The sequence below is a fragment of the Bacillus salipaludis genome (assembly GCF_004358205.1).
In genome coordinates this window covers 469,270-494,078 of the sequence record NZ_SMYO01000001.1, presented here as the reverse complement: position 1 = coordinate 494,078, position 24,809 = coordinate 469,270, and the positions used below count along the sequence as shown (strand labels likewise).

The window sequence follows — 24,809 nt, the reverse complement described above, 5'->3', positions numbered from 1 at the left end:
AGGGGTGTTTAAATCATACCAATATTATCCAATGTTAAAAAGAGGAAAATGGATTAGATTTTTCTAGGTAAAATTAACTTGATAATTTAATGCTGAGGATCGATAAGTTATTGAGAGAAAATTATAAATGATGCTATAGTTAAACCAATTTAAGTGAGATTTGTTATATGCTGGAAGTTTGAGGTGTTTTTTTTCTTGGATGGTTTTGTTCAGGTCTTTCGCGTAATCTTTCGCATTTGCATATTCCTCACTAGAAGGGCCTCCAGCACCGCCAATCCACAAAGCAATGATAGCGGTTAATACATACCTCCATCTCTTTTTTAAGAATCCTAATACTGCTTTCATGTTATTTCTCCCCTTTTATCTATTTGAATTACATAATCTAAATAATACCAAAAAATAGTACTGGGTATTTAAAGCTAATTAATTGTACATAAAAAAACTCTTCTTCGAGAGGGGCTTTTTTCCATTCCCAAATTGTCACCAGCATGACACAGACAAAAAAAGTAAATCCCCTTACAATAATGGAAAACAAATGGAAAGGGGACACGATGGAAAAGTTATATGTTATTTACAAGGGCAAAGAATACATCATATTACATCAATATTCTTCTGGTTATTGTGAAATCGTCAAAGAAGGAGACAATAATCATAATGTTAAATTAGTTCATTTCTCCGAAATAATCTTGAAGGAGAAAGTAAATTAGCCCTTCTCAATCGAAAGGGGCTATTTTATTTAATTATCTTTAACATGTATAGTTATCATGATCTATGTCCATTTTTGTTTGATAAGCTGGGTGAGTGGATGGTACCCTATTAGGATATTTCTTCCTTAGCTCTGTACAGTTTGCAAAAATTTCAGTTCCACCAGAAGAAGGATCCGGAGCCAGTAGCCCCCTTAATTTTGGGTATGATGCAAAGTTTTTAGACCGATTTAGTTTTGTTGATTCCCCTTTGGCCAGCGATCTTTACGACCTCTGGCTCAGGTTACCTTGAAGCTGCATGTGGTGGAGCCAAGAGCGGATGACATTACACTTTTCTAAAAGATTTACTATAGTATATTTGTTATTATAAAATTAATTTGACTACAATAAGTACAACAGTTTTACTTTATAAGGGGGAAGGACTTTTTGAATCAGGACTCACTGCAATCTATTGAATATGAAATAGCCTTGTTAGTTCGGCTTACAACAGCATATAGTCCTAAACTAGGTGACTTGGATCGATCAGAGTATCTTATCTTAAGTGAAGTTAATGAAAATGGACCCTTGGCAATTAATGTAATTGCCGAAAAACTAATGTTAAACATATCTACAGCGAGTAGACAGGTTGGTACTTTAGAATCCAAACAATATATTAAGCGTTTTCCAGCTCCCGACAATGGAAGGATAAGTCTTATAGAACTTACGAATAAAGGACAAGAAATCCTCAATATTGTTCAAGAATCTCGTTATAACTTTTATTCAGAAGTACTCCAAAACTGGTCTAGAGTGGAATTAAAACAACTTGAAGATAATTTAATTCGATTAAATAAAGATTTTAAAAATAGAAAAGGATAATTTCATTTAAAAAATGGGGAATATAGAAAAATAAGGGATTGTGACAAGGCGTCACGGTCTTTTTTGTTTTAATAGCTATTATTATATAAAATTTTTACATTGTTTTTTTTTTGAAATATATTGTATAATACAACTTGTATTATACAATATAGTGATAGTAAAAATGTTAATAAACAATTTTTAAAAAATGAAGGGAGGAAATTGGATGAGTCAGCAGATGAATCCGGCAGCTTCCGATATTGAAAAGGTTGCTGTCCCTCAATATTTGATAATATCCATCTTAACGATACTGGCGATTGGTTCACAGTATTTTTCTAATTTGTCTTACATTCTAAACCAAGGTATTATCCAAAATGGACTGAAACTAAGTTCCAATCACTTACTATATCCATCTACATTATCGAATTTGGCATTTGCGTTAGGTGTGCCATTTGGTCCAGTACTTTCAAGGAAATTTGGATTACGACGAAATTACTTACTGTTTATTTTTATTTTTTTATGTGGATCCATCATTTCTACGATCTCTCCTGGTTTAGTCATTCTGATTGTAGGAAGAATCATTCAAGGCCTAAGTGCAGGTATTCTTTTCTTAACCATTCTGCCTGCTAGCCTAAGGTCTTTCCCTAATGCGATCCGAAATACCTTTTTGTTTATGGTTATTACAGGATTATTTGGATCAAGTGCAATTGGAGCTCTATTCGGCTCCATCTCATTACGAACGGATGCATGGCGTTGGTTGTTTTTTCTAAATATAATCGCATCACTATGCTGTTTAATTATTGGTTTTTTCGGTTTACCTAAACATGAAGAGCATGGACATGATCATAGTCATGTCGATAAAACAGGAGTGTTTTTGTTTAGTCTTTTAATGATTGCATTAGCATTTCCACTATGTAACCTTTTAGAAAAAGGATTTACCTCTTTATATGTTTGGCCATTTTTTCTTGCAGGGCTCATATTGTTAATTTTATTTATCTATGTGGACGTAAAAGCAGAGACACCATTGGTTCCATTTAGCACATTAAAGGCTTCCAAACCTATTTCTGGAACCATTATGGCTGTTGCATCTCATATCTCTCTGATCGTTGCGATTGCAGGGATTAACGGATTTTTGCGAAATAATATGAACCTTCCCTTTTTATATCTAAGCCATTTTTATTTTTGGTTCTTTGTGGGAATCTTGTTTACCGCCATATTTAAAACCCTATTTTATGATAAATTAGGTGCCGGCATACTAGGAATTATCGGGTCCATTGCCGTTTTATATGTGAGCCTCAAGTGGATGGTGATTAATTCAGAAACGACTTTACCATCATTGTATTTTCAAGTTGCGTGTCTTGGAGGCGGGATCAGTATGACTCTCGTTTCAGGTGCTCTTGGAACAGCATTAGCCGGTGATATTCATAAGGCATCGATGAGGTCTACAACCTTGCACTCAATCCGAAATTTTATCGGTGCTGTTATATCACCAATAATCGGATGGTTTTTAACCAGACAAAATGCGCAAAATTATGAAGATATTAGAGGGCAGATAGACCCAAATAGTTCTGAGTATAGATGGGAAATGACAAAACTAATTCACTCCTTCACGGGAGAACACTTATCTTTATCAGAGGCAAAAAGTACAGCAGCGTTTGAACTAGTCGTAAATTCTAAAATGACTGCTGTATTAGGGGCCTATCATGATTTGTTTACGATATTACTTGTACTAAGTATCGTCATGCTTGTTGGCTCAATCGGAAAAACTTGGACTGGAAAAGGACGGTCATTGGTTAAGAAACAAAAGAGAATGCGTATACCAGCTCCAAAAGAAAAAGATGGAATGGAGACATCGGCTTAAATAGATTTTAAGTATATAAATTGTAAGGAGAGATTTGAAACATGAGTAAAGGTCGTTTATTACTGATAAATATTATAGGTATGGTTGTCGTTTTGGCATTAATTGCATCAGGTGTATACTTCTACTATGAAAAACAGAATTATGTAAAAACAGAGGATGCTGTTGTATCAGCAGATATTTCACAAGTTGTAGCAACCAATTCTGGCTTGTTGACAAATTGGAATGGTAAAGAGGGTAAGATTGTCTCTGATCAAGAAAAATTGGGCAAAATTTCAAATGGTCAACAAGCACTTCCAGTAGAGAGCTTGGCAACAGGAACTATCATCAAAAATGAAGCTAAGACGAACCAAATGGTACAAGCTGGTCAGGTTTTAGCTCAAACAGCAGATATGAATAGTTTATATATTACCGCCAATATTGAAGAAAATGATTTAAACGATATTGAAGTTGGCGACAGCGTTGATATTACTGTTGACGGTGATTCGGAATCATTATTTAATGGGAAAATCGAAGAAATTGGTTATGCGACAAATTCCGTTTTTTCTGTACTTCCGTCTCAGAACTCAAGCGGCACTTATACAAAAGTAACACAAAAAGTTCCTGTGAAAATTTCTATTGAAAATCCTTCAAGTAAGGTCCTGCCTGGTATGAATGCAGAGGTCAAAATTTCGATATAATACAGCAACCTTAAAAGAAAGATCAGATCTTCAAACAACCCTTTTCTATAGACATAATCGTGGATCTGCATTTACAACCAAAGGAAGCCTGTTGTTAACATATGCGGAAAAGATATTCAATCTTATCGAGGAAACTAAAAATGTGATGATGGATGATCAAACGCCAAGCGGCCCTTTAATTATTGGTTCAATGGAAACAACCGCAGCGGTTCGCTTACCAGTCCTATTTTCAAAGTATCATAAAGACTTTCCAGAGGTAGATTTAACTTTAAAAACAGGTTCTACTGAACAAAATATTCAAGCTGTTCTTCAGTATGAACTTGATGGAGCATTTGTGGCTGGACCTATCAATCACCCAGATCTCATTCAGGAAGAGGTATTCGAAGAGGAACTAGTTCTCATCACGGATACAGCTCATCCACCAATATCTTTAATCAAAGATATTCGAACAAGGACGGTTCTTGTTTTTCATATGGGATGTGCTTATAGGGAAAAGTTTGAACAATGGTTACACCAAGAGAAGATGATACCCAATAAGATAATGGAATTTGGCACTGTGGATGGAATATTAGGCTGTGTATCTGCTGGTCTAGGTATAAGTTTGCTCCCCTGCAGTGTCATTGCAAAACATTTACAAGAAGGAACGCTTAAACAACATTCATTACCGAATCTTTATGGAAAAATGAAAACAATGTTTATTTATCGAAAAAAAACGTACTTGCAACCGTCTTTATTAAAATTTATTGATATGTTAAAAAATTAGATGGACTTATAAAATTAATTGAAAAGAAGAGTGAAAGTAATGAGAATTGGTTTTTTTGATTCAGGCATAGGTGGAATGACTGTATTTCATCAAGCATTGAGGATTTTACCGAATGAGGATTACATATTTTATGCAGATACTTTACACGTTCCATATGGTGAAAAACCAAAAGAAGAGGTAAGGAAATATATTTTTAATGCAGTTGATTTTATGGCTAATCAAGGAATTAAAGCATTAGTCATTGCTTGTAATACTGCAACCAGTATTGCAGTAGATGATCTTCGCCAGAAGTATGATTTCCCTATTTTGGGTATTGAACCAGCGGTAAAACCTGCTGTTCAAAGCTGTGAGGGAAAACGAAAAAAAGTATTAGTGTTGGCAACTAATTTGACTCTCAGAGAGGAAAAGTTTTATAACCTTGTGAGAAGTATAGATCATCACGATATTGTTGAAAGTCTTCCTCTTCCTGGTCTTGTCCAATTCGCTGAGAATTTTGAGTTTAGAGAAGAGATAGTTGTACCATATTTAAAAGAAAAACTATCGTCGTTTGATTTAAAGCAATACGGCACGGTTGTTCTTGGATGTACACATTTCCCATATTTTGAAAGTAGTATTAAGAAAATATTTCCTGAAGAAGTGGACATTATTTCTGGAAGTATTGGAACGGCAAAGAACTTAAAAAGAATTCTAGAAGTAAGGAATCAAATTAACGATGGAAAAGGAGATATTTTATTTTTTAAATCTGGTAATAGAGTAGAAGATAAAGAAACTTTATCTAATTATAATGAGTTATTGGTCAAGTTAGATAGGATAAATTCTTTAACAACGGGTGTTTAAATCAAAATAATCTGTTTCGACATCTTATTTGAAAATAAGTTTGTTAAATTTTATACATAAACAAACGGATGCGTTTCTTCAATAGGTGGAAACGCATTTTCTTATTCTAGTAACGGGTAGATTAACAAAAGGTGAAATCCTCTCTTTTTTATTGCACTTGACCTAAACTAGAAAGTAAAAAGGGTAAAAATTTTAGAGTCATTTATGAATAAAAACCCTCGTACCAATTGGAACTAAAGATGATAATTCTAGAACATCATGATTAAACATTCTAATACATCCATGCGAGACATTCTTACCTATAGAAGATGGATTATTTGTTCCATGTATACCGTAATGAGGTCTTGATAATCCCATCCAAAGTACTCCAAATGGTCCGCCAGGATTAGGATCCTTGTTGATAATCGTGTATGTTCCTGTAGGTGTTGGTGACAATATTTTTCCAACAGCAATTGGGTAAGTTTTTAAAAGCCTGTGACGATCAAAAAGTTTTAGTTGGTGTTTTGATGTTGATACATCTATCCATTTTGCCATGTAGATCAACTCCATTTTTTGAATATTGTATGAAGTAGAACACCGATAAGTTAATTAACAATAATTGGTGGACAGTTAATAAAAAAAACCAATGTAACTTCGCTACTATTTATATAACATTATTAGAAAAAATAAAAATTGCTCACTTAGCCCGTATAAATAACTTCCAATTTTTCCTTTATTTCTTTTTCAAAGCCTTTTTCTTATATGAATTACAGTATATTTTTGAAAACAAAAATAAATTAACTAAATAATTACATTGATTCATCTTTGCTGTTGTTACCATGAAAAAACAAATAAAGCTTACCTTAGTATTCATCAACACAGCGAATAAGGTAAGCTTTGGTTTATAGATTTATAAAAAAGCAGGTTGTTTTTCTTCTACTAGTGTTAATAGACGCTTTTTTACCTCTTCAACATTTACATTTTTTTGTGAAACACCCGTTTCCATTGCAGCATTAGCAACAGCTGCTGCTACATGGGCAGCTACCCGGCGGTCAAATGGATCTGGAATTACATAATCAGCATAAATTTCATCATCTGAAATTAATCCAGCAATTGCATACACGGCTGCCAACTTCATTTCTTCATTGATTTCTCTTGCCTGAACATCTAATGCACCACGGAAAATCCCGGGAAATGCCAAAACGTTATTGACTTGATTTGGGAAATCAGAGCGCCCCGTACCAACTACTAGTGCTCCGGCTTCTTTTGCATCCTCGGGCATGATTTCTGGTACTGGATTGGCCATGGCAAAAATAATTGGATCATGGTTCATGGAACGAACCATTTCTTTCGTCACAGAACCAGCAGCTGATACGCCAATAAATACATCCGCTCCCAGAAGAGCATCCGCTAGTGTCCCTTGTTTTCGTTCTTTATTAGTGATGCGGGCCATTTCTTCTTTGAATAGATTCATTCCGAAAGTACGTCCTTCATATATAGTCCCTTTTGTATCACATAAGATGACATCCTTTACCCCCATATGAAGCAAGAGCTTAACAATAGCTACACCTGCCGCACCGGCACCGTTTATTACAACACGTATATCTTCAATGTCTTTGCCAACGAGTTTAAGAGCATTGATTAATCCTGCAGCGGTTACAATGGCTGTTCCATGCTGGTCATCATGAAAAATGGGAATATCGCACGTTTTTCGTAATAGTTCCTCGATCTCAAAGCATTGCGGTGCTGCGATGTCTTCCAAGTTTACTCCGCCAAAAGTTGGTTCTAATAGTTTAACGACCTCAACAATTTTATCGGTGTCCATCGTATCAAGGCAAATTGGAAATGCATCTACATCGGCAAACGATTTGAATAACAATGCTTTTCCTTCCATAACCGGCATCGCGGCTTTCGGGCCAATATTTCCAAGACCCAAAACGGCTGTTCCGTTCGAAACAACTGCAACGAGATTCCCCTTCATTGTGTAATCAAATACTTTGCTTTCGTCTTCATGTATGTCTAAGCAGGGCTCTGCAACACCTGGTGAATAAGCAAGACTTAAATCGTTTGCATCACTTACTGTGACTTTAGAGTAAACACCAAGCTTTCCTCGTTTTTCTCTGTGCATCTTTAATGCTTCTTCACGTAAAGTTGACATACAATGTTTCTCCTTTTGTTTAAGTTTTTTGGTTATAGAAATAAGAAGAAGGCCTACACTTTTTTATTGCCATCAAAATTGTCAGAACATGATAGATTTCTAAAAACTTAATCATATCGATCATATGATGTGTCAGTACTAGTGCTGATGCATTGTTAAAAACGCTGCTAATTCTTTACTTTTCTGCTTTCTCTCTTTACGTACTCTTGCCCGCTCGGGGGCGGTTTCATGTAATTTTATTTCTTCTTCTGTTTCAGGAATGACTTCCGGAACACGCGCTGGGCGTTTATGCTCATCAAGCGCGACAAATGTTAAGAGGGCAGTTGCTGCGATTTTACGCTTACCGCTTTTTAAGTCTTCCGCTATAATTTTCACAAATACTTCCATTGATGAGGTGCCTGTCCATGTCACATAAGATTCAAAACAGACGGAATCTGTTGTTCGAACTGGATGTAAAAAATCGACTGAATCCGTTGAAGCCGTTACACATTCTCTTCGACTGTGGCGCGCCGCGGAAATGGAGGCAATTTGGTCTAAATCACTCATTAACCGGCCACCAAATAATGTATTGTGATTATTTACATCGTTAGGGAATACACGACTTGTTCGTATTACTCTTGATTCTTTACAATATTTAGCTTCCATTGACAAATCCCCCGAAATATATCAAACTATTGGCGTTTTATTTTTTTATCATTAAAGAGTTATTACCATCACTATTAAATCGTTAATAGGGATAAGAGTGCATTTCTTTGAGGAATTTTTTAGCTCCCCAGGAGGAGAATCCCTACTGAGAAGCTTCTAAAAATCCTTGATTAAAGTTCAGCTTTCTAATAATAAGGATTCTGGATCTTCCAACAACTCTTTTACCATAGCCAGGAAGCCTACAGCTTCTTTCCCATCCACAATTCGATGATCGTAAGATAGGGCAACATACATCATTGGACGGTTTTCAATTCGTTCACTATCAATTGCTACTGGCCTTGTTTGGATCTTATGCATGCCGAGAATTCCTACTTGTGGGCTATTCAAAATCGGTGTGGACATTAAAGAGCCAAAAACCCCACCGTTAGTAATCGTAAATGTTCCACCTTGTAAATCATTTAAAGTAAGGGCGTTTTCACGAGCTTTTGTACCAAGATTACCAATTTCTTGTTCGATTTCGGCAAAATTTTTCTGGCTCGCATTGCGTACAACTGGAACGACCAAACCTTCTGGCGCTGCAACTGCAATTCCGATATCGTAAAACTTCTTGATAATTAATTCATCGCCTTGAATTTCGGCATTTAAAAGTGGGAATTGCTTTAAAGCTGAGACCACGGCTTTTGTAAAGAACGACATAAATCCAAGGCGAACACCATGTTTATTGAAAAAGGCATCTTTCCGCTTATTGCGTAAATCCATAATAGCGGACATGTCAACTTCGTTAAATGTTGTCAACATCGCTGCAGTATGTTGGACTTCTACAAGGCGTTTAGCGATGGTTTGACGCCGGCGGGACATTTTTACTCGTTCTACTGGTTTATCAAACTCTTCATCAATTTTTTGTACAGTGGGTTTTGGACTTGCTTTTTCCAATTTTGGCTCTTCCTTTACCTTAGGTGTATGCGAATAGGCTTTTACATCATCTGGCCTAATTCTTCCTAGCGGGTCATTACTGCTTACTTGGTTTAAATCGATTCCAAGTTCTCTTGCCAATTTTCTTGCAGCCGGTGAAGCAATCGGCCTTGTGGCTTTCGGTAGATCTTTCTCTGGCTGGGCGTTTTGTTGATTTAAAGTTTCTTCTACCGGTTTTTCAGGAGCAGCTGTTAGAACTGGTGGAATGGCTCCCTCCGCTATATACTCTTCGATAATAGCAATTACATCGCCTACTTCTACCGTATCGCCAGGTTCCTTTAATACTTTTGTAACTATACCGGAGTTTTCAGCGTTTAATTCTATATTAACTTTGTCTGTTTCCAGCTCTACTAAACTGTCTCCTTTGTTGACTTTATCACCAAGATTAATAAGCCATTGTGAAATAGTTCCTTCTGAAATGGATTCTGCCAACTCTGGTACTTTAATTTCAATCATGTTTCATATCCTCCTATGTTTTAGGTTAAGTCTCTTATTAAATTAGTATTTTAACTTTGGTATCTAGCTGATAATGATTGTTAGCTTCTAATTAACTCTTTTTCTTGTTTCTTTGTATCTACTAGACTCTGATAGTTCAAAGCTTGTTGGATAATGAGATCTTGTTCCTTCCTATGAACGATTGAATCACCGACTGCAGTACTTGAACGTTCCGGCCGTCCAATGTAACCGAATTTCAGTCTGCCGGAAGTAAGGTCAAAAAGGGTAGGGGCAATATAATGCCAAGCTCCCATATTCTTTGGTTCTTCCTGTACCCAAATGATTTCCTGCAAGTTCGGATAACGCTTTATGATTTCTTCTACTTTTTCCTTCGGAAATGGATACAATTGTTCGATGCGAACGATGTGTAACTCGTCCAAGTTTCGATTTTCTTTACGTGAGTCAATTTCTACAGCTAGATCGATAGCCATCTTTCCTGTAGTTAACACTAATCGCTTTACTTTTTCTGTCCTTTTTCCGAGTTGAGACTGTTCCACAACCGTTTGGAAACTGCCTTTGCTTAAATCAGTACCAGGAGAAGCGACCAGCGGGTGACGAAGCAGACTTTTTGGAGTCATAATGACTAATGGTCGAACAAACTCTGTTCCTAAGATGGATGCCTGACGGCGCAAAATATGAAAGTATTGGCTAGCACTTGTCAAGTTTGCTACCGTCCAGTTGTTTTCTGCTGCTAACTGTAAAAAGCGTTCAAGACGGGCACTAGAGTGCTCGGGCCCTTGGCCTTCATAACCGTGAGGCAACAAAAGGATAAGCCCTGATTTTTGCCCCCATTTTGCTCTTGCTGATGAAACAAATTGATCAAAGAGAGGCTGTGCTGTGTTAGCAAAGTCACCGTATTGTGCTTCCCATATTACAAGTGTTTCAGGGGCGAATACGTTATAGCCATATTCAAAACCTACGACAGCCGCTTCTGACAGCGGGCTATTATGAACTGCAAACGAAGCTCGTGCTTGTGTCAGATGTTGCAAGGGTGAATAAGTTCTGTTTGTTTCAATGTCATGCAAAACAATGTGACGATGAGCGTACGTTCCACGTTCAGAATCTTGTCCCGTTAGACGGATGGGTGTGCCTTCCGTTAACATTGTCGCGAATGCCAGCGCTTCTGCAACCGCCCAATCTACTTTCCCGTTTTCATTAAGTGCTGTTTCACGGCGCTCCAGTATCCGCTTCAATTTTGGATAAACTTGAAAACCTTCCGGCCATTTCAGCAATTCCGTATTTAATTCACGAAGGGTATCAAGCAACACACCTGTCTCTAATAGTGGAATTCCTTTAGCGATAACTCCCGGAACCTCTACATCAGCAGATGGCTCATCTTGCTTCCTCTTTGACGCTTTGTCATACTCGGCTTGAAGCATTTCTTGCACGGTGTGATTGATTTCTTCGACCTCTTTTTGATCGAGAATGCCTTTAATTCGCAACTGTTCGGAATACAATGCTCTTACCGTTGGATGGCTCGCGATTTTTTTGTACACCTGCGGCTGGGTGACCGCTGGATCGTCCATTTCATTGTGGCCAAAACGTCGGTATCCGACTAAATCAATCAAAAAATCCTTTTGGAATCGAGCACGGTATTTATATGCAAGACGAACAGCTGCCAGACAAGCTTCCGGATCATCAGCATTTACATGCACAATCGGGATTTCAAAGCCTTTTGCCAAGTCACTCGCGTATCTCGTAAAACGAGAATCATGACTATCTGTCGTAAATCCGACCATGTTGTTCGCAATGATATGAATGGTTCCTCCGGTTCGATATCCTTTTAATCCACCTAAATTCAGGGTTTCTGCTACAATGCCCTGGCCCGGAAAGGCAGCATCACCATGTACTAGTATCGCGAGCGCTTTCTTAACATCCCGCTTAGGATATCCTGCTTTTTGTCGTTCTTCTTGTGCTGCTCTTGTAAACCCTTCTACAACCGGGTCGACAAATTCAAGATGACTTGGATTATTTGCTAAGGTGATACGTGTGCGAACATTACCGGAACCCTCCACAAATCGATTACGGCCTAAATGGTATTTCACATCTCCTGTCCAACCCTCACTAATGTCGACTAAATCTTCCGACGGTCCCTGTTGTTTGGCAGACGAGTGCTGGAACTCTGAGAAAATCTTGTTGTATGGTTTGTTTAACACATGAGTCAGGACACTTAAGCGACCGCGATGCGCCATTCCAATCAAGACATTGCGGGCTTCATCGCCTACACCTTCGTACACCACTTCATTCAACATAGGTACAAGCATGTCTACACCTTCAATAGAAAACCTCTTTTGACCGACAAAGGTTTTATGTAAAAATTGTTCAAATCCTTCGACCTCTGTCAAACTTTTTAACAGGTTTGTTTGTTCTTTTTTAGATAAGGAGCGATGCAAGGGACCTGTTTCTACTATCTGAGTTAACCATGCTTTTTCGTCCATATGATCAACATGGTTAAATTCGTAGGCTAGTGAAGATGTATAAATATTTTTTAGTTGGGTTATAGCATCCCATGCGGTTTGAACGCCTTCAGGTGCCTCTTCCCAAACAAGCTTAGCAGGAATCTCTTTCAAATCATGGTCACTTAGCCCATATTTTTCTGGATTAAATAAATTATGATTTTGTTCATTCACCTCTAATGGGTTGATGTTTGCTACTAGATGTCCATGTGAACGAATGTCTTCTAGTAGTTTTACAACTTTCATAACTTTCTCTATACTCGCTGATTTACTAGGAACAACAGATTCATGTTCGACGTTCTCTTTCATTTGACTTGTTTCAAGAGACGGTGATCCATATTTAATAAACAGCTCTTTTAATTCTGAATCAACGGTATCTAACCCGTTAATATATAGTTCATATTGTCCTATCACATAGCCAAGGTTTGGACCATTAAATTTCTTCCATGGATTTGGCTGAATTTTCTGTTCTCCCATTAAAAATACCCCCATGATTGAGTTTTTTATGATTTATGAGATTTAAAGAAGTAATTAACAATTGATTAAGGATTAGGATAATGCAATAATGAATTTAAATAAAATTTCAAAAAATTATATTAGTTTATAAAAAATATTTATATCAGATTATTAGGTGGGACAATGGATTACCGTGATTGGGAAATACTGAAGGAACTTTATAATCAAAAAAATCTTACAAAAACAGCTCGATTATTATTTATTACTCAACCAGCTTTAACTAGTCGGTTAAAGCATATGGAGGAAGAACTTGGTGTTAAAATCGTAACCCGTGAAAGGCGTGGAGTGCATTTTACCCCACAAGGAGAATATCTTGTCCAAAGTGCTGAGGAGGCCCTTGCTCATTATCAAAAAATAAAAGAAAATGCTCAAAATATGAGTAATAGCGAAAGTAATAAAGTGGTAGGTACGTTGAGATTGGGGGTATCCAATTTTTTCGCGAATTATGAACTTCCTCATATTTTGAAACTATTTAAAAGGCAATATCCCCATGTGGAGTTCAAGGTGATTACGGGATGGAGCAGAGACGTAACCCAACTTATACACAGTAAGGATGTTCATATCAGTTTTGTTCGGGGAGACTATGGATGGAGGGGATTATCGAAACATCAATTATTTGAAGAAACCATTTGCGTTGCTTCAAAGGATGAGTTTGAAATTATGGATCTTCCCCGTCTCCCTAGAATTGAATATAGAGGGGATTACTTATTAAAATCAGTAATTGATCATTGGTGGGCTGAAAATTATGCGCAAGCGCCTTTTATCAGTATAGAAGTCGACCAAGTTGATACGTGTAGGGAAATGGTTATAAATGGTTTAGGATATGGTATCCTTTCCAGCAGGGTACTTAGCGGGATAGAAGACTTATCCAAAGTCCAATTAACGGATCAAGAAGGAAAGCCTATATTGCGAAGAACGTGGATGTATTATCATAAGGAATCCTTAGAATGGAATGTCGTTAAGGCATTCGTACATTTTATAGAAAATCATGATTGGACATGTTCTAGTGCAAAGATAAAATAAAAGTCAAAATTAAGGACTCTTATGGTTATTTACCTAATAAAAGTCCTATTCAAGCATTGGAAATAACCCGTAAAAGGTTTGGAGATGGATTCTATTTCTGGGGTAAGTGCTCTTACGTCAGCCCTAATTATAGGATCTAGGTATGAACATTTGAAGAAAAAACACAGTCCGCATAATGTTGTTTTATTCTAATCGGTGCTGCAGCACTATGGCTTGGGTGGTATGCAGGCAGTGTTTTATGTGAGAATGACGTAACAAGCTCTTGCTTTTGCGAATACTCAGGTGACATCAGCTGCTGGCGGCTTATGTTGGCTTTTAATAGAATGGAACGTTCCGTAAACGGCGAACATTAGTCGGAGCAGCTACAGGTTTAATCGCTGGTTTCGTAGGTATTAATCCTGCTGAGGAGGTTGTAACCGTTCCTTCAGCCATCATGATTGGTTTGCAATCAGCACCAGTAAGTTATTATGGCATGAATTTTATAAAAGGAAAATTCAAACTTTGGAAATATCCAATGATATAAAATGCAACGTAGAAGGTATAACTGAAAAAAGTATCAGTACAGCAATTAAATATTTTCCTTAAAACAAGCACTTTTTTTAGATGCTTGTTTTTTCTTTCATTGGGGTACCACCACATGCCCATCTAGCTAAACATTAATGAATGTGTAGAATGGAGCCGTTTCTGCAAAGAAAAGTCTCTGCTTCTAAAGAAAAGCATGCAAAATAAGCATGGAATAGGCAATTTTTTCAAAATTAGGTTTCCTTCTTTTGGCACGTGGTATATTGATAGACAACAATAAATTTATCAAATTACAAAATATTTGGTTTAAATTGAGCTATCAGTAAAATTTAGCAACTTAATCGAATATAAATTCGAGCTTGTGAAAATTTGTTCTTAAAGTAATTGGAGGTTAGTTGCTTCAGATGCCGTAGAGGATGAAGGATGCATTTTTAAAAAAACTATTGATTTGTCCCAAATGAAAAATGTGAGTGAATGAGCTAACCAACTGCTTGTACAATTGGGGAATGAAAAGGATTTTTTCCGCATATGGATTATCAATAAAGATCGACATAAAAAGGGGGACTTACATTTCGTTTTTTAGTTCGTGCTGCAGAAAATGGTTTAATTAAGAATTCGAGGGGGAATGGTGTGAAACCATTTGATGAAAACGTATATAAATTTCTAATGCCCTTATTTTTTTCAGGGGTTGTCTTCTTTTTGAGTTTCTACTTCTGTATATTAGGCGTTTCCCTTTATCTTTATTCCCTTCCTATCTATGCATTTTTACTGCTTATCTCTTTATTTCTGTTTTATCAAACCGATAAAAATTTACATGAATTCATGAAAAATGGAATCACAACCTTTACTCACTATACCTTTTATCATCGCTGCATTGGTATTTATTTAATGTTATCGATTGTATTATTTGGGGTATCCATTGCCTATATTCCTTTTTATTACAATGGAGGATTTGTCTTTGTTTGGTACTGTGCCCCTATGTCGATTCTTTGCTTCATTAGTTTTATACAATCTCAAAAACGAATAAAACGTTTAAAAAAGACCCTTGAACATAATGATCATCCAGAAGACATGGATCAACTTAAGTTATAACTTTCACTATTTGAAGTGTCATAAAAGAAAAAGCCCTATCTGACAATAATCGGATAGGGCTTTTTCTTATGGAAATGGTGTTGATTCCTTTTATCCATTCGAATGATGTGGGGAAGGGTGGACATTTTGTCACTATTTTAACCCGAAACCATGTTTTGGAATTATGCAATCAGAGTTGGGTACTCTATTAACTATTCACAAAGTGTTTAAGTTAAATACCACAACAAAATCGAAGGGGAAATGAAAGTGAGAACATGGAGTCAATATTCGATCTTGGGTTTGTTGGGCACATTGCTTCTGGCTGGTTGTGACAAAAGTAAATTCATTGTTCTTGACCCAAAAGGACCCGTCGGCCAAACAGAGTTAGACTTGATTGTAATCTCTGTCATTTTATGTGCAATTGTAATTATTCCAGTCATGGTAATCTTTGTTTACATCATTATTCGTTATAAAGATAGGCCTGGAAACACTGCACCTTATCAACCTGAATGGGCTGACAGTAAAGTCTTGGAAATCGTATGGTGGGGAATTCCTGTTGTGATTGTGGCTATTCTTGGGATTTACACAGCTAAAACAGCCATTAAAGTATCGAAACCCCCTGTTACAGATGTGAAACCGATTGTTGTCCAAGTCACATCATTGGATTGGAAATGGCTGTTCACCTACCCTGATAAAAAGGTTGCGACTGTCAATTATGCGGTCATTCCTGCTGGGGTTCCGGTTCAATTTGTTTTAACCTCCGATGCGCCAATGAATTCATTCTGGGTACCGCAGCTTGGAGGACAAGAATATACGATGCCTGGCATGTCAATGGGATTGTGGCTTCAGGCAAACAAAATAGGGGAATATTTCGGAACCGGGGCCAATTTTACCGGAACAGGATTTGCTCATATGCAGTTTAGGGTCAAAGCTGTAAGTCAAGCGGATTTTAATACATGGGCAGCCGGTTTGAAAAAAAATTCTCCTGTTCTTACAAACGCTGGGTATCAGGAATTGTCCCAACCAGGCAATGTGAAAGAATTAAGTTATTCTTCCTATCCGAACAAATTATACGAAAACATCGTGAACAAAAATGGCGGAACCCTTCATCATCATATTCACAATTACGGTGAAGACACGATCATGCCAAAGAAATAGTAAACAGGAGGAAAGATTTCCATGAATACATCGCATTTTTTTGTGACCGGCGATCCGATGATTTACGGTGCGGATGTCTCCATCATTTTGGCTATCGTAGCGATTATCTTCTCGCTTACCTATTTTAAAAAATGGGGCTGGCTTTGGAGGGAATGGATCACAACGGTTGACCATAAAAAAATCGGGATTATGTATCTTTTATCTGCGCTGCTAATGCTCTTCCGCGGCGGCGTGGATGCCATTTTAATGCGGATTCAGCTGGCTGTGCCGGATAGTAAATTTTTAGCCTCTGACCACTATAATGAAATATTCACAACACATGGGACAATCATGATTTTATTTATGGCCATGCCATTTATGTTTGCTTTATTTAATATCGTCGTTCCATTGCAAATTGGTGCCCGCGACGTCGCTTATCCCTTTTTAAATGCTGTCAGCTTTTGGCTGTTCTTTATTGGCGCCATGCTCTTTAATATCTCGTTTGTGATTGGCGGTTCAGCAAGTTCAGGCTGGTTATCGTATCCGCCTTTATCGGAAACCATGTTTAGTCCGGGTCCCGGGCAAAACTTCTGGATATGGGGAATTCAAATTTCCGGTATCGGAAGTCTGGCCACAGGAATTAACTTTGTCGTCACCATTTTAAAAATGCGGGCTCCCACAATGCGGCTAAGGGATATGCCTTTATTTACATGGTCCGTGTTAGCTTCCTCAATTGCCGTTTTAGGTGTATTCCCGATTCTTACTGTCACATTAGCCATGTTAACGATTGACCGTTTACTTGGCGGGCATTTCTTTACGATGACGGCCGGCGGTAACCCGATGATGTATGTCAACTTGATTTGGATGTGGGGTCATCCTGAGGTGTATATCGTTGTCCTGCCTGCTTTCGGGGTATACTCCGAAATTGTTGCCACATTCTCTAAAAAACGTACCTTTGGCTACAGTTCCATGGTTTATTCCATGATTGCAATCGCTATTGTTTCTTACTATACATGGGTTCATCACTTCTTTACGATGGGAGCCGGAGTAGACGTGAACATCGTCTTTGCTATATGTACGATGATTATCGCGATTCCAACGGGGGTAAAAATATTCAACTGGCTATTTACTATGTACCGCGGCCGAGTCCAATTTTCTCAGCCGATGCTTTGGATGTTTGCGTTTGTACCCTGTTTTCTTGTCGGCGGTGCGACGGGGGTCATGCTGGCGGCAGCACCTGCAGACTATCAATATCACAATAGTTACTTTTTGATTGCCCACTTCCACCAAGTGTTAATCGGTGGGGTTGTGTTCGGTTACCTGGCAGGCATGTACTATTGGTTCCCAAAAATATTTGGATTTGAATTAAATGAAACGCTAGGAAAATGGGGTTTCTGGTTGTGGCAAATAGGTTTCTATGTATGCTTCATGCCGCAATATGCTCTTGGCTTTATGGGGATGACGCGCAGGATTTATACGTATAACCAATCTGCCGGTTGGGATATGGGCTGGGCTCCCCTCAACTTCATCTCTTCGATTGGCGCATTCCTGATGGGGATTGCCTTCGTCATTCAAGTTTGGCAAATTCTATACAGCGTTAAATATGGTAAACGTGATGTAACCGGAGATGCCTGGGACGGTCGGACATTGGAATGGTCGATTCCGTCACCGGCTCCTGCTTATAACTTTGCCATCATCCCTGAAGTAAGGGGAGTAGATGCCTGGTGGTACAAAAAAGAAGAAATGCGGCAGGAAGGATACAAAGAAGAAAAACCGAAATATGAACCCATTCATATGCCGAAAAATTCCGGTATTCCTTTTATCATGTCGTGCTTCTTCTTTATTGCCGGATTTGGCTTTACGTTCGAATGGATGTGGATGGGAATCATCGGATTAATCGGTGTCGCAGCAACTTTATATGCCCGTTCATTCCAATATGATACGGATTATTACATTCCAGTGGAAGAGATTGAACAAACGGAAAAAGCGTTAAGGAGTCACAACCATTCCGTCGATGTTCCAACTGGAGAAACTTTTGGGAGGTAGTTATATGTCACAGAGCGTGACTGCTCATATGTCAGGCCATGGTACCGACCATGGCCATGCAGACCAGGAGGAATTAAAGGTTTTAGGATTTTGGATTTTTCTTGTAACCGACTGTCTCTTATTCGCTACATTTTTCGCTGCTTACGCTGTTTTACATTCCCATACAAATGGCGGTTTTACAGCAAAGGATTTTGATATTCCCGGCTTTATTGCTGAAACTTTCATCTTGTTAGTCAGTTCCTTTACTAGCGGTATTGCGGTCTTAGCCATGCATAAAGGTAAGAAAAAGGCTTTAATTGGCTGGCTGATTGTAACCGCAGTCTTAGGGGCAACGTTCGTAGCCCTTGAGATCAATGAATTTGTAAGTATGGTCGCAGGAGGAGCTAGCCTTACCAAAAGTGCGTTCCTTACATCCTTCTTCTCTCTTGTAGGAACCCATGGAGTGCACGTCTCGTTTGGGATTCTATGGATGATTGGGCTGCTGATTCAGATTGCAAAAAGAGGGATTACACCTGTTACGACGCGGAAAATTTCAATCATTAGTTTATATTGGCATTTTTTGGATGCTGTTTGGATTTTCATCTTTACCGTTGTTTATTTAATGGGGGTGATGTAATTGTCCGCTCATGAACACGCTGAACATACCGGATCAATGAAAGCGTACGTTATCGGTTTTCTTTTATCAATTATTTTGACGATCATCCCACTTTTTCTCGTATTAAACCATTTGATGGGGAAAACAGCGCTTATGGTCAGTATTTTGATTGCAGCTGTTTTACAATTTGTCATCCAGCTTTTCTTCTTCATGCATATTCGTGATGGTGAAGCACCAAGATACAATGCAGCCGCACTCGTTTTAGGGATAATTTTCGTTTTGACCATTGTAATTGGATCTATGTGGGTGATGTCATTTAATTATGTTGTTCAATAATGACAGGAAAGAGCTTTAGCGCGTGGTGAAGGAAAGGAATACGCTGTGCGATGCAGAAATGGGATACAAAGCATGGAAGATAGGAGTGAAAAGATGGATAGTTACGGGCTTTATATCATTTGTGGTTTGTTTGCTCTGACACTTATTTTCATTACCGTTATGTTTACGAAATCTATGAAAGAATAACCTGCATGAAAAAAATGACTATCTTACGGGATAGTCATTTTTTGTGGTTTATGAAAGTTTTCGACTTCGAGAACTGGCTAGCGCAAGAAGCCAAGCACCTTGTGCTTTTATAGGAATGTGTATTATTCATTCATCAACCGATAAAACATAAAGGAGGAGATGCCTAATGCTGCAGCAAATAATCCGACATAGGTAACGGTATAATAATAATACGGATCCATTTTTACCACCTTTCTACTCTGCGATAGTTAAAGAAACCAGCTTCCAATGGCTGTTATCGGTAAGTAAAGGAGAGGTGTCCTTCAGGTATTATTTTTAGGTTTGTAAGAACGATCTCTGCTTTGGGTCGAGCCAAAAATGGCACCCATAATAAAAGTGAATCCCGCACCAACAAAAAAGCCAAGTGCGATGTTAAAGTGGAAATTTTCATCCATTGTCCATGGAACTCCATCGACTGTCCATGGGTGTCCAGTGAGAAATTCATAAAGCAAAAACAGAATTCCGATGGCTACTTCTACGATTGTCAATTTAAGGGTTAATCTTCGCATATAATTGCCTCCATTACAAATTAAGATTATTGTGTTGAAATGACGGAAACACCCAAAATGGGAGCAATTGTTTTGAGGTTTTTCCGATTTTCCTTAATGAGATTTGGAATTTTGGATTGATTCTTGTTGGAAATGGCCTCCGTTAGCTCATCAAATTTTCTGTCCACATTGTCTGCATAGGTTTTGCCTTTTTTCACTGTTAATGGAGGCAAAATAGCGTCGTGAAATTCATCGTAAAGGTTTCGTGAAAGAGTTGTGGCGTTATCATAATCTCCTTTTGCGACATACTTCTCAATGGCAGAAAATCCATAAAGCAAGTCTGAAAAGGGCGCAGTTAAGGAGCGTTGGGAATAACTGATTTTTTGTGTTTGTATCTCGTTCATACTTCTGTTTGGTGAATCTCCACAACCTGCAAGACCTATTGCTGTTAGTGTTCCCATCGTCACCATAAATATTTCTTTTCTCATTCTCTAACCCCTTTTTTAAAAGTCCTGTTTAATAATATTCCCATCAAATAATTTTTTTAATATACCGAAGGAGAGTTGCACAAAATTTATGGAGAGAGACGGTCAGAGAAAAGGGGGTTGGATCAAACCAAGCCGAGTTTTCTTTGCGGAACAAGAAGATGTGCTTGAATTACTGTTTTTGTGGATATGATTGTTTTTTAACGGGGAATATATACGAAGAAAGGCGTATTGTCTAGCTTAGATCAGAGCTAAAACTAAAGCGGTTTTAAGAATGAAATAAAAAAAGCATGGCTATGTTTACGAAAAGACATAGCCATGCTTTTAAATAAATATAAGGCATTTACCTATAGTTTACTCCTTACCCAGTCGAAAAAGTCTAGACAACTGCTTAGCCAGAAATTGCGGTGTATAAGGCATATCGTTACGCAGCCAAGCTACAATCGTACCTATTAAAGCTGATGAACCGTACCAGATAGCAATATCCCTTGGAATGTTATTACTAGTCTCCAATTTGTTGTTAGCCGTTTTCTCAGTTATTGCTTTCGTGAGAATAGTTAACAAGCGCTCTGTAAAGATGGGGGATCGTCTGGAATTAAGAACTACCTTGTAAAATTTGTCATTCTCTGCAATATACTCAAGCAGGGTTTCTAGCTTGACAAAATCGATGTTTTTATCAGAATTTTGGTCATATGTTGTACACCCCATTATCGATTCAATATCCTCAGCCATTTCCTGTGCCATTTTCTCCAGCATGTCCGGAATATCTTTATAATGAAGGTAAAACGTCACACGGTTAATGGTTGCGCGTTCAGCAATCCGATTAACCGTTATTTTATTGATATCGACCTCTTGTAGTAAATCTATTAATGCTTCCTTAATTAATTGACGTGTGCGAAGGATACGAGGATCTATTCGTGGATTTTCTTGGTCTGCCATCTCTAATCACCTTTCCTACTGAATGGAAATTTACAATAATTTAAGTTCTGTCTATTATTTATGACTTACACAACAAAAATGAAATAAATGATAACTAAATTACACATCGTAAGAAATTGTCTGTTGTCAGATCAACCATCTCATTATAAAGTAATTTATACAATGTTAATTATTAAACACATTGTAAAAAAAGTCTATGATGATTTCAGAAGGGATAGGGGAATATTGAATAGTCATCCAAAAATCGTCACAAATTCGTTAAAAAAAGGACCTATAATGTTTATTATGATATTAGGGGCTTTCCTTGCAACCTTAAACCAAACACTCATGAGCGTGGCTACTCCAGAGTTAATGGTTGAATTCAAAATAACAGCAGCAACTGCCCAGTGGTTAACTACGGGTTACATGCTCATAAATGGTGTCTTGATTCCCATAACGGCCTACTTAATGCAGCGGTTTTCCACACGTCAACTCTTTCAAGCTTCCATGTTCGTATTTTTAGCAGGAACCATTGTTTCAGCATTAGCAACTGGCTTTCCTTTACTATTGACCGGACGCATGATACAGGCGGCTGGAGCAGGAATCATTATGCCGTTGCTTACGAACGTCATTCTTACCATTTTTCCTCCTGGAAAAAGAGGAGCAGCCATGGGCATGGTCGGGCTTGCCATCATATTTGCACCAGCCATCGGACCGACTATTGCTGGCTATATTATTGAACACTACAAATGGGAAACCATGTTTTACGGGATGATTCCATTTGCTGTCATCGTTATTGGTCTCGGATTTATTTATCTCCGAAATTTATCTGAGCCAATCAAAACAAAACTTGATATCCTAAGTGTCGTACTCTCCACCATTGGTTTTGGTGCCTTGCTATATGGTTTCAGCCGAGCTGGGAGCCTTGGATGGTCAGACATTGAGGTACTTAGTACAATAGCTGTTGGTATCATAGCCCTTGGACTCTTTTCATGGAAACAGTTGAAATCGCAGAATCCACTGCTTGACTTACGTGCGTTCAAGTACAATATGTTTTCCTTAACAACGATTATTAATATTGCGGTTACTATGGTTATGTATGCAGATATGATGCTACTTCCACTTTACCTACAGAACGTCCGCGGTTATACAGCAATTGAGTCCGGTCTGCTTCTACTTCCAGGAGCGCTAATCATGGGATTCCTTATGCCGGTTACAGGTAAGCTGTTCGATCGCTTTGGTGCAAAATGGCTAACTGTTATAGGAATGATTATTACCATTGCCACGACAATGGGCTTTACCAACTTGACGGACACGACAAGTTATCTGTATTTGGTTCTTATGTCAACGGGGCGCCGAATTGGAATGGCCTTGATGATGATGCCTTTACAGACCGCTGGTTTGAACCAACTGCCCCAGCAATTAAATGCTCATGGAACGGCTATAAGTAATACCGTTCGACAAGTGGCAGGAGCTGTCGGGACTTCGCTTCTCGTTACTGTTATGTCTGACCGGACAAAAACACATCTGCAGGATATGATTCCTTCAGCAGCATCTAAAGGCTTGAATCAAGCACAGGTTATTAAAGAAGCCACCATACAGGGCATTAATGATGCATACCTTGTTATTATTGGGATTGGCGTCATCGGATTACTTCTATCCTTATTTATTAAAAAGGTAAAACAAGCATCCGATTTAGAATTTAAAGCGAGTTTGGAAAAGGCTGCAACAAAAACGTTAAGTACAAACTAATGTTAATTTTGTTTGCGTGAGTTACATTGGTTGTAGAGAAAGTAAAAGACAGTTTCAAATCCTAACATCTTGTGGATTTGAAACTGTCTTTTTGATTACCTTGTTCTCGGTGTTCCATCAATACCTGAAAATCTCCCGGTCATACATATTGATTCAATTCCACGAGTCTTCTTTAAAGATTCAAAGGTTTTCCCTATTTTGGATCCGTAGTATTCATGAACATTTTGTTAGTCGAATCTAGCTCGTTATTATGCATTTTCTTTTTTGTAGGCTAATGGAGTCATGTTCATGGAATCTTTGAATTTATCAATAAAATAGCTTGTACTATTAAAACCAACTTGATAAGCAACTTCAGTAATATTAGAATCACCTTGCTGCAGTAGATATAAGCTCTTTTGAATACGATAATCTATAACATAATTTAATGGTGTACATTTTAAAAACCTCCTGAAATAACGACAGCATTCAGAACGGCTCAGCTGACCAGCCCTGGCAATATCCTCTAATAAAATTTTTTCTGCATAATGCTCATGGATCCAACTTAACATTTGCTTCATTCTTTGACTCTTTACTATTTCAGTCTGAACATATTCCAGCTTAAAACCATTATCGATTAAGTTTTTCCAAATTAATGATAGTTTCATCGTAATATCGATTTCATAGTATTGTTGCTTTTGTTCAATACAGTGATAAATTTCTAAAATGGCATCTAAAATGCTTTTCCCCCAAAGCTCATTTGCATTTACATATAAGTAGGGTAAATTGGTCGCTTGAACATAAGGTTTTACATATGTGGTATAGAGTTCTTGTGATAATACAAAATAAGGAGAAACATTTAAGCAAATATAGATACAATCCGACAGCTCTTTATCCTGTGCCATGTGCAGGCATCCACTATTAATAAAAAGTCCATCTCCTTCTCGAACCACTTTACAATCTTCATTTACTTGAAAAACCGCTTCCCCTTTTACGATCAACACAAATTGAATTTCGTCATGCCAATGAAGTGGAATATAGCCATGTATATTTTGATTAATGGTGGTTTTATAACATGCAATTGGCATAACGACTGTATGGTGTTTGGTTAGTTCTTTTAAACTTCCATCAATCATGAAGTTTTTCATTTGCATAGCCAACACCTCAATATATTTATATTTTTCTATTCAATATTAGTATTAATGGTACAAATACTCAATTATTATAACATTATAATTACATTTTAATAATGTGACTCACCAATGATCAGCCTATTTACTTTATGTTTAAACAAATTTATTAATTTGTTTGTTTCCAAGCTATTTTACATGTTGAAAA

At 37.7% G+C, this 24,809-nt stretch carries 23 protein-coding genes and 1 pseudogene; 13 read left to right on the top strand and 11 right to left on the bottom strand.

The features are described 5' to 3' along the window. Window positions 1–63 precede the first annotated feature (63 nt). Window positions 64–345: a hypothetical protein gene (locus E2K98_RS31405; protein ID WP_208025307.1), complete on the bottom strand. Its 282-nt coding sequence runs from the start codon at window positions 343–345 to the stop codon at window positions 64–66. Window positions 346–746: 401 nt separating this feature from the next. Further along, window positions 747–872 (bottom strand): annotated as a pseudogene (locus E2K98_RS02355) (excalibur calcium-binding domain-containing protein); the annotation flags it as partial. A gap of 258 nt (window positions 873–1,130) precedes the next feature. Here E2K98_RS02355 and E2K98_RS02350 point away from each other — a divergent pair. The 5 genes from E2K98_RS02350 to murI all read left to right on the top strand — a co-directional run bounded on the left by E2K98_RS02350 (window position 1,131) and on the right by murI (window position 5,676). Beyond that, window positions 1,131–1,559, top strand: coding sequence for a MarR family winged helix-turn-helix transcriptional regulator (locus tag E2K98_RS02350; protein WP_133332685.1), 429 nt, complete (start codon window positions 1,131–1,133; stop codon window positions 1,557–1,559). 205 nt (window positions 1,560–1,764) lie between these two features. Further along, window positions 1,765–3,399 (top strand): MFS transporter, encoded by a 1,635-nt coding sequence (locus E2K98_RS02345; protein ID WP_235824688.1) that lies wholly within the window; start codon window positions 1,765–1,767, stop codon window positions 3,397–3,399. A gap of 41 nt (window positions 3,400–3,440) precedes the next feature. Beyond that, window positions 3,441–4,076, top strand: coding sequence for an HlyD family secretion protein (locus E2K98_RS02340; RefSeq protein ID WP_133332684.1), 636 nt, complete (start codon window positions 3,441–3,443; stop codon window positions 4,074–4,076). A 91-nt stretch (window positions 4,077–4,167) separates the two neighbouring features. Next, the gene (locus E2K98_RS02335; RefSeq protein WP_235824687.1) at window positions 4,168–4,839 is read left to right on the top strand and encodes a LysR substrate-binding domain-containing protein; all 672 of its coding nucleotides are present in this window, start codon (window positions 4,168–4,170) and stop codon (window positions 4,837–4,839) included. 39 nt (window positions 4,840–4,878) lie between these two features. Then, window positions 4,879–5,676, top strand: a complete 798-nt coding sequence (gene murI / locus E2K98_RS02330) for a glutamate racemase (protein ID WP_133332682.1) — start codon at window positions 4,879–4,881, stop codon at window positions 5,674–5,676. Window positions 5,677–5,874: 198 nt separating this feature from the next. Here the strand turns inward: murI and E2K98_RS02325 are convergent, their stop codons facing one another. From E2K98_RS02325 to E2K98_RS02305, 5 genes are all read right to left on the bottom strand, one after another. Continuing rightward, window positions 5,875–6,210, bottom strand: a complete 336-nt coding sequence (locus E2K98_RS02325; protein WP_133332681.1) for a L,D-transpeptidase — start codon at window positions 6,208–6,210, stop codon at window positions 5,875–5,877. Window positions 6,211–6,565: 355 nt separating this feature from the next. Continuing rightward, on the bottom strand, window positions 6,566–7,813 hold the full coding sequence (locus tag E2K98_RS02320; RefSeq protein ID WP_133332680.1) for an NAD(P)-dependent malic enzyme: 1,248 nt from the start codon (window positions 7,811–7,813) through the stop codon (window positions 6,566–6,568). Window positions 7,814–7,951: 138 nt separating this feature from the next. After that, window positions 7,952–8,458: an acyl-CoA thioesterase gene (locus E2K98_RS02315; protein WP_165976147.1), complete on the bottom strand. Its 507-nt coding sequence runs from the start codon at window positions 8,456–8,458 to the stop codon at window positions 7,952–7,954. A 177-nt stretch (window positions 8,459–8,635) separates the two neighbouring features. Further along, a complete protein-coding gene (gene odhB, locus E2K98_RS02310) occupies window positions 8,636–9,886 on the bottom strand; it encodes a 2-oxoglutarate dehydrogenase complex dihydrolipoyllysine-residue succinyltransferase (RefSeq protein WP_133332678.1) in 1,251 nt (416 codons plus the stop codon). 80 nt (window positions 9,887–9,966) lie between these two features. After that, window positions 9,967–12,858, bottom strand: coding sequence for a 2-oxoglutarate dehydrogenase E1 component (locus E2K98_RS02305; RefSeq protein WP_133332677.1), 2,892 nt, complete (start codon window positions 12,856–12,858; stop codon window positions 9,967–9,969). 162 nt (window positions 12,859–13,020) lie between these two features. Here E2K98_RS02305 and E2K98_RS02300 point away from each other — a divergent pair, with 162 nt between their 5' ends. The 7 genes from E2K98_RS02300 (at window position 13,021) to E2K98_RS02270 (ending at window position 19,627) form a co-directional block, all read left to right on the top strand. After that, window positions 13,021–13,920, top strand: a complete 900-nt coding sequence (locus tag E2K98_RS02300) for a LysR family transcriptional regulator (RefSeq protein ID WP_133332676.1) — start codon at window positions 13,021–13,023, stop codon at window positions 13,918–13,920. 373 nt (window positions 13,921–14,293) lie between these two features. Continuing rightward, window positions 14,294–14,443, top strand: a complete 150-nt coding sequence (locus tag E2K98_RS31550; RefSeq protein ID WP_328591953.1) for a hypothetical protein — start codon at window positions 14,294–14,296, stop codon at window positions 14,441–14,443. Window positions 14,444–15,072: 629 nt separating this feature from the next. Then, the gene (locus tag E2K98_RS02290) at window positions 15,073–15,534 is read left to right on the top strand and encodes a hypothetical protein (protein ID WP_133332675.1); all 462 of its coding nucleotides are present in this window, start codon (window positions 15,073–15,075) and stop codon (window positions 15,532–15,534) included. A 246-nt stretch (window positions 15,535–15,780) separates the two neighbouring features. After that, window positions 15,781–16,671, top strand: coding sequence for a ubiquinol oxidase subunit II (locus tag E2K98_RS02285; RefSeq protein WP_235824686.1), 891 nt, complete (start codon window positions 15,781–15,783; stop codon window positions 16,669–16,671). Window positions 16,672–16,692: 21 nt separating this feature from the next. Beyond that, window positions 16,693–18,696 carry a cbb3-type cytochrome c oxidase subunit I gene (locus tag E2K98_RS02280; RefSeq protein ID WP_133332673.1) on the top strand — a complete coding sequence of 668 codons (2,004 nt, stop codon included), beginning with the start codon at window positions 16,693–16,695 and terminating at the stop codon, window positions 18,694–18,696. 4 nt (window positions 18,697–18,700) lie between these two features. Continuing rightward, the gene (gene cyoC, locus E2K98_RS02275) at window positions 18,701–19,312 is read left to right on the top strand and encodes a cytochrome o ubiquinol oxidase subunit III (protein WP_133332672.1); all 612 of its coding nucleotides are present in this window, start codon (window positions 18,701–18,703) and stop codon (window positions 19,310–19,312) included. A gap of 36 nt (window positions 19,313–19,348) precedes the next feature. Then, on the top strand, window positions 19,349–19,627 hold the full coding sequence (locus E2K98_RS02270) for a cytochrome o ubiquinol oxidase subunit IV (protein WP_133332777.1): 279 nt from the start codon (window positions 19,349–19,351) through the stop codon (window positions 19,625–19,627). Between the two features lie 488 nt (window positions 19,628–20,115). Here the strand turns inward: E2K98_RS02270 and E2K98_RS02265 are convergent, their stop codons facing one another. The 3 genes from E2K98_RS02265 to E2K98_RS02255 form a co-directional block, all read right to left on the bottom strand. Then, entirely contained in the window at window positions 20,116–20,361 is a 246-nt protein-coding gene (locus E2K98_RS02265) for a hypothetical protein (protein ID WP_026574613.1), read from the bottom strand. 26 nt (window positions 20,362–20,387) lie between these two features. Further along, window positions 20,388–20,828, bottom strand: coding sequence for a hypothetical protein (locus E2K98_RS02260; protein ID WP_133332671.1), 441 nt, complete (start codon window positions 20,826–20,828; stop codon window positions 20,388–20,390). A gap of 351 nt (window positions 20,829–21,179) precedes the next feature. Next, entirely contained in the window at window positions 21,180–21,764 is a 585-nt protein-coding gene (locus E2K98_RS02255) for a TetR/AcrR family transcriptional regulator (RefSeq protein WP_133332670.1), read from the bottom strand. Between the two features lie 276 nt (window positions 21,765–22,040). Between E2K98_RS02255 and E2K98_RS02250 the strand changes: the two genes are divergently transcribed. Beyond that, window positions 22,041–23,495, top strand: a complete 1,455-nt coding sequence (locus tag E2K98_RS02250) for a DHA2 family efflux MFS transporter permease subunit (RefSeq protein WP_235824685.1) — start codon at window positions 22,041–22,043, stop codon at window positions 23,493–23,495. A 248-nt stretch (window positions 23,496–23,743) separates the two neighbouring features. Here the strand turns inward: E2K98_RS02250 and E2K98_RS02245 are convergent, their stop codons facing one another. After that, a complete protein-coding gene (locus E2K98_RS02245; protein ID WP_235824695.1) occupies window positions 23,744–24,619 on the bottom strand; it encodes an AraC family transcriptional regulator in 876 nt (291 codons plus the stop codon). Window positions 24,620–24,809: the final 190 nt, after the last annotated feature.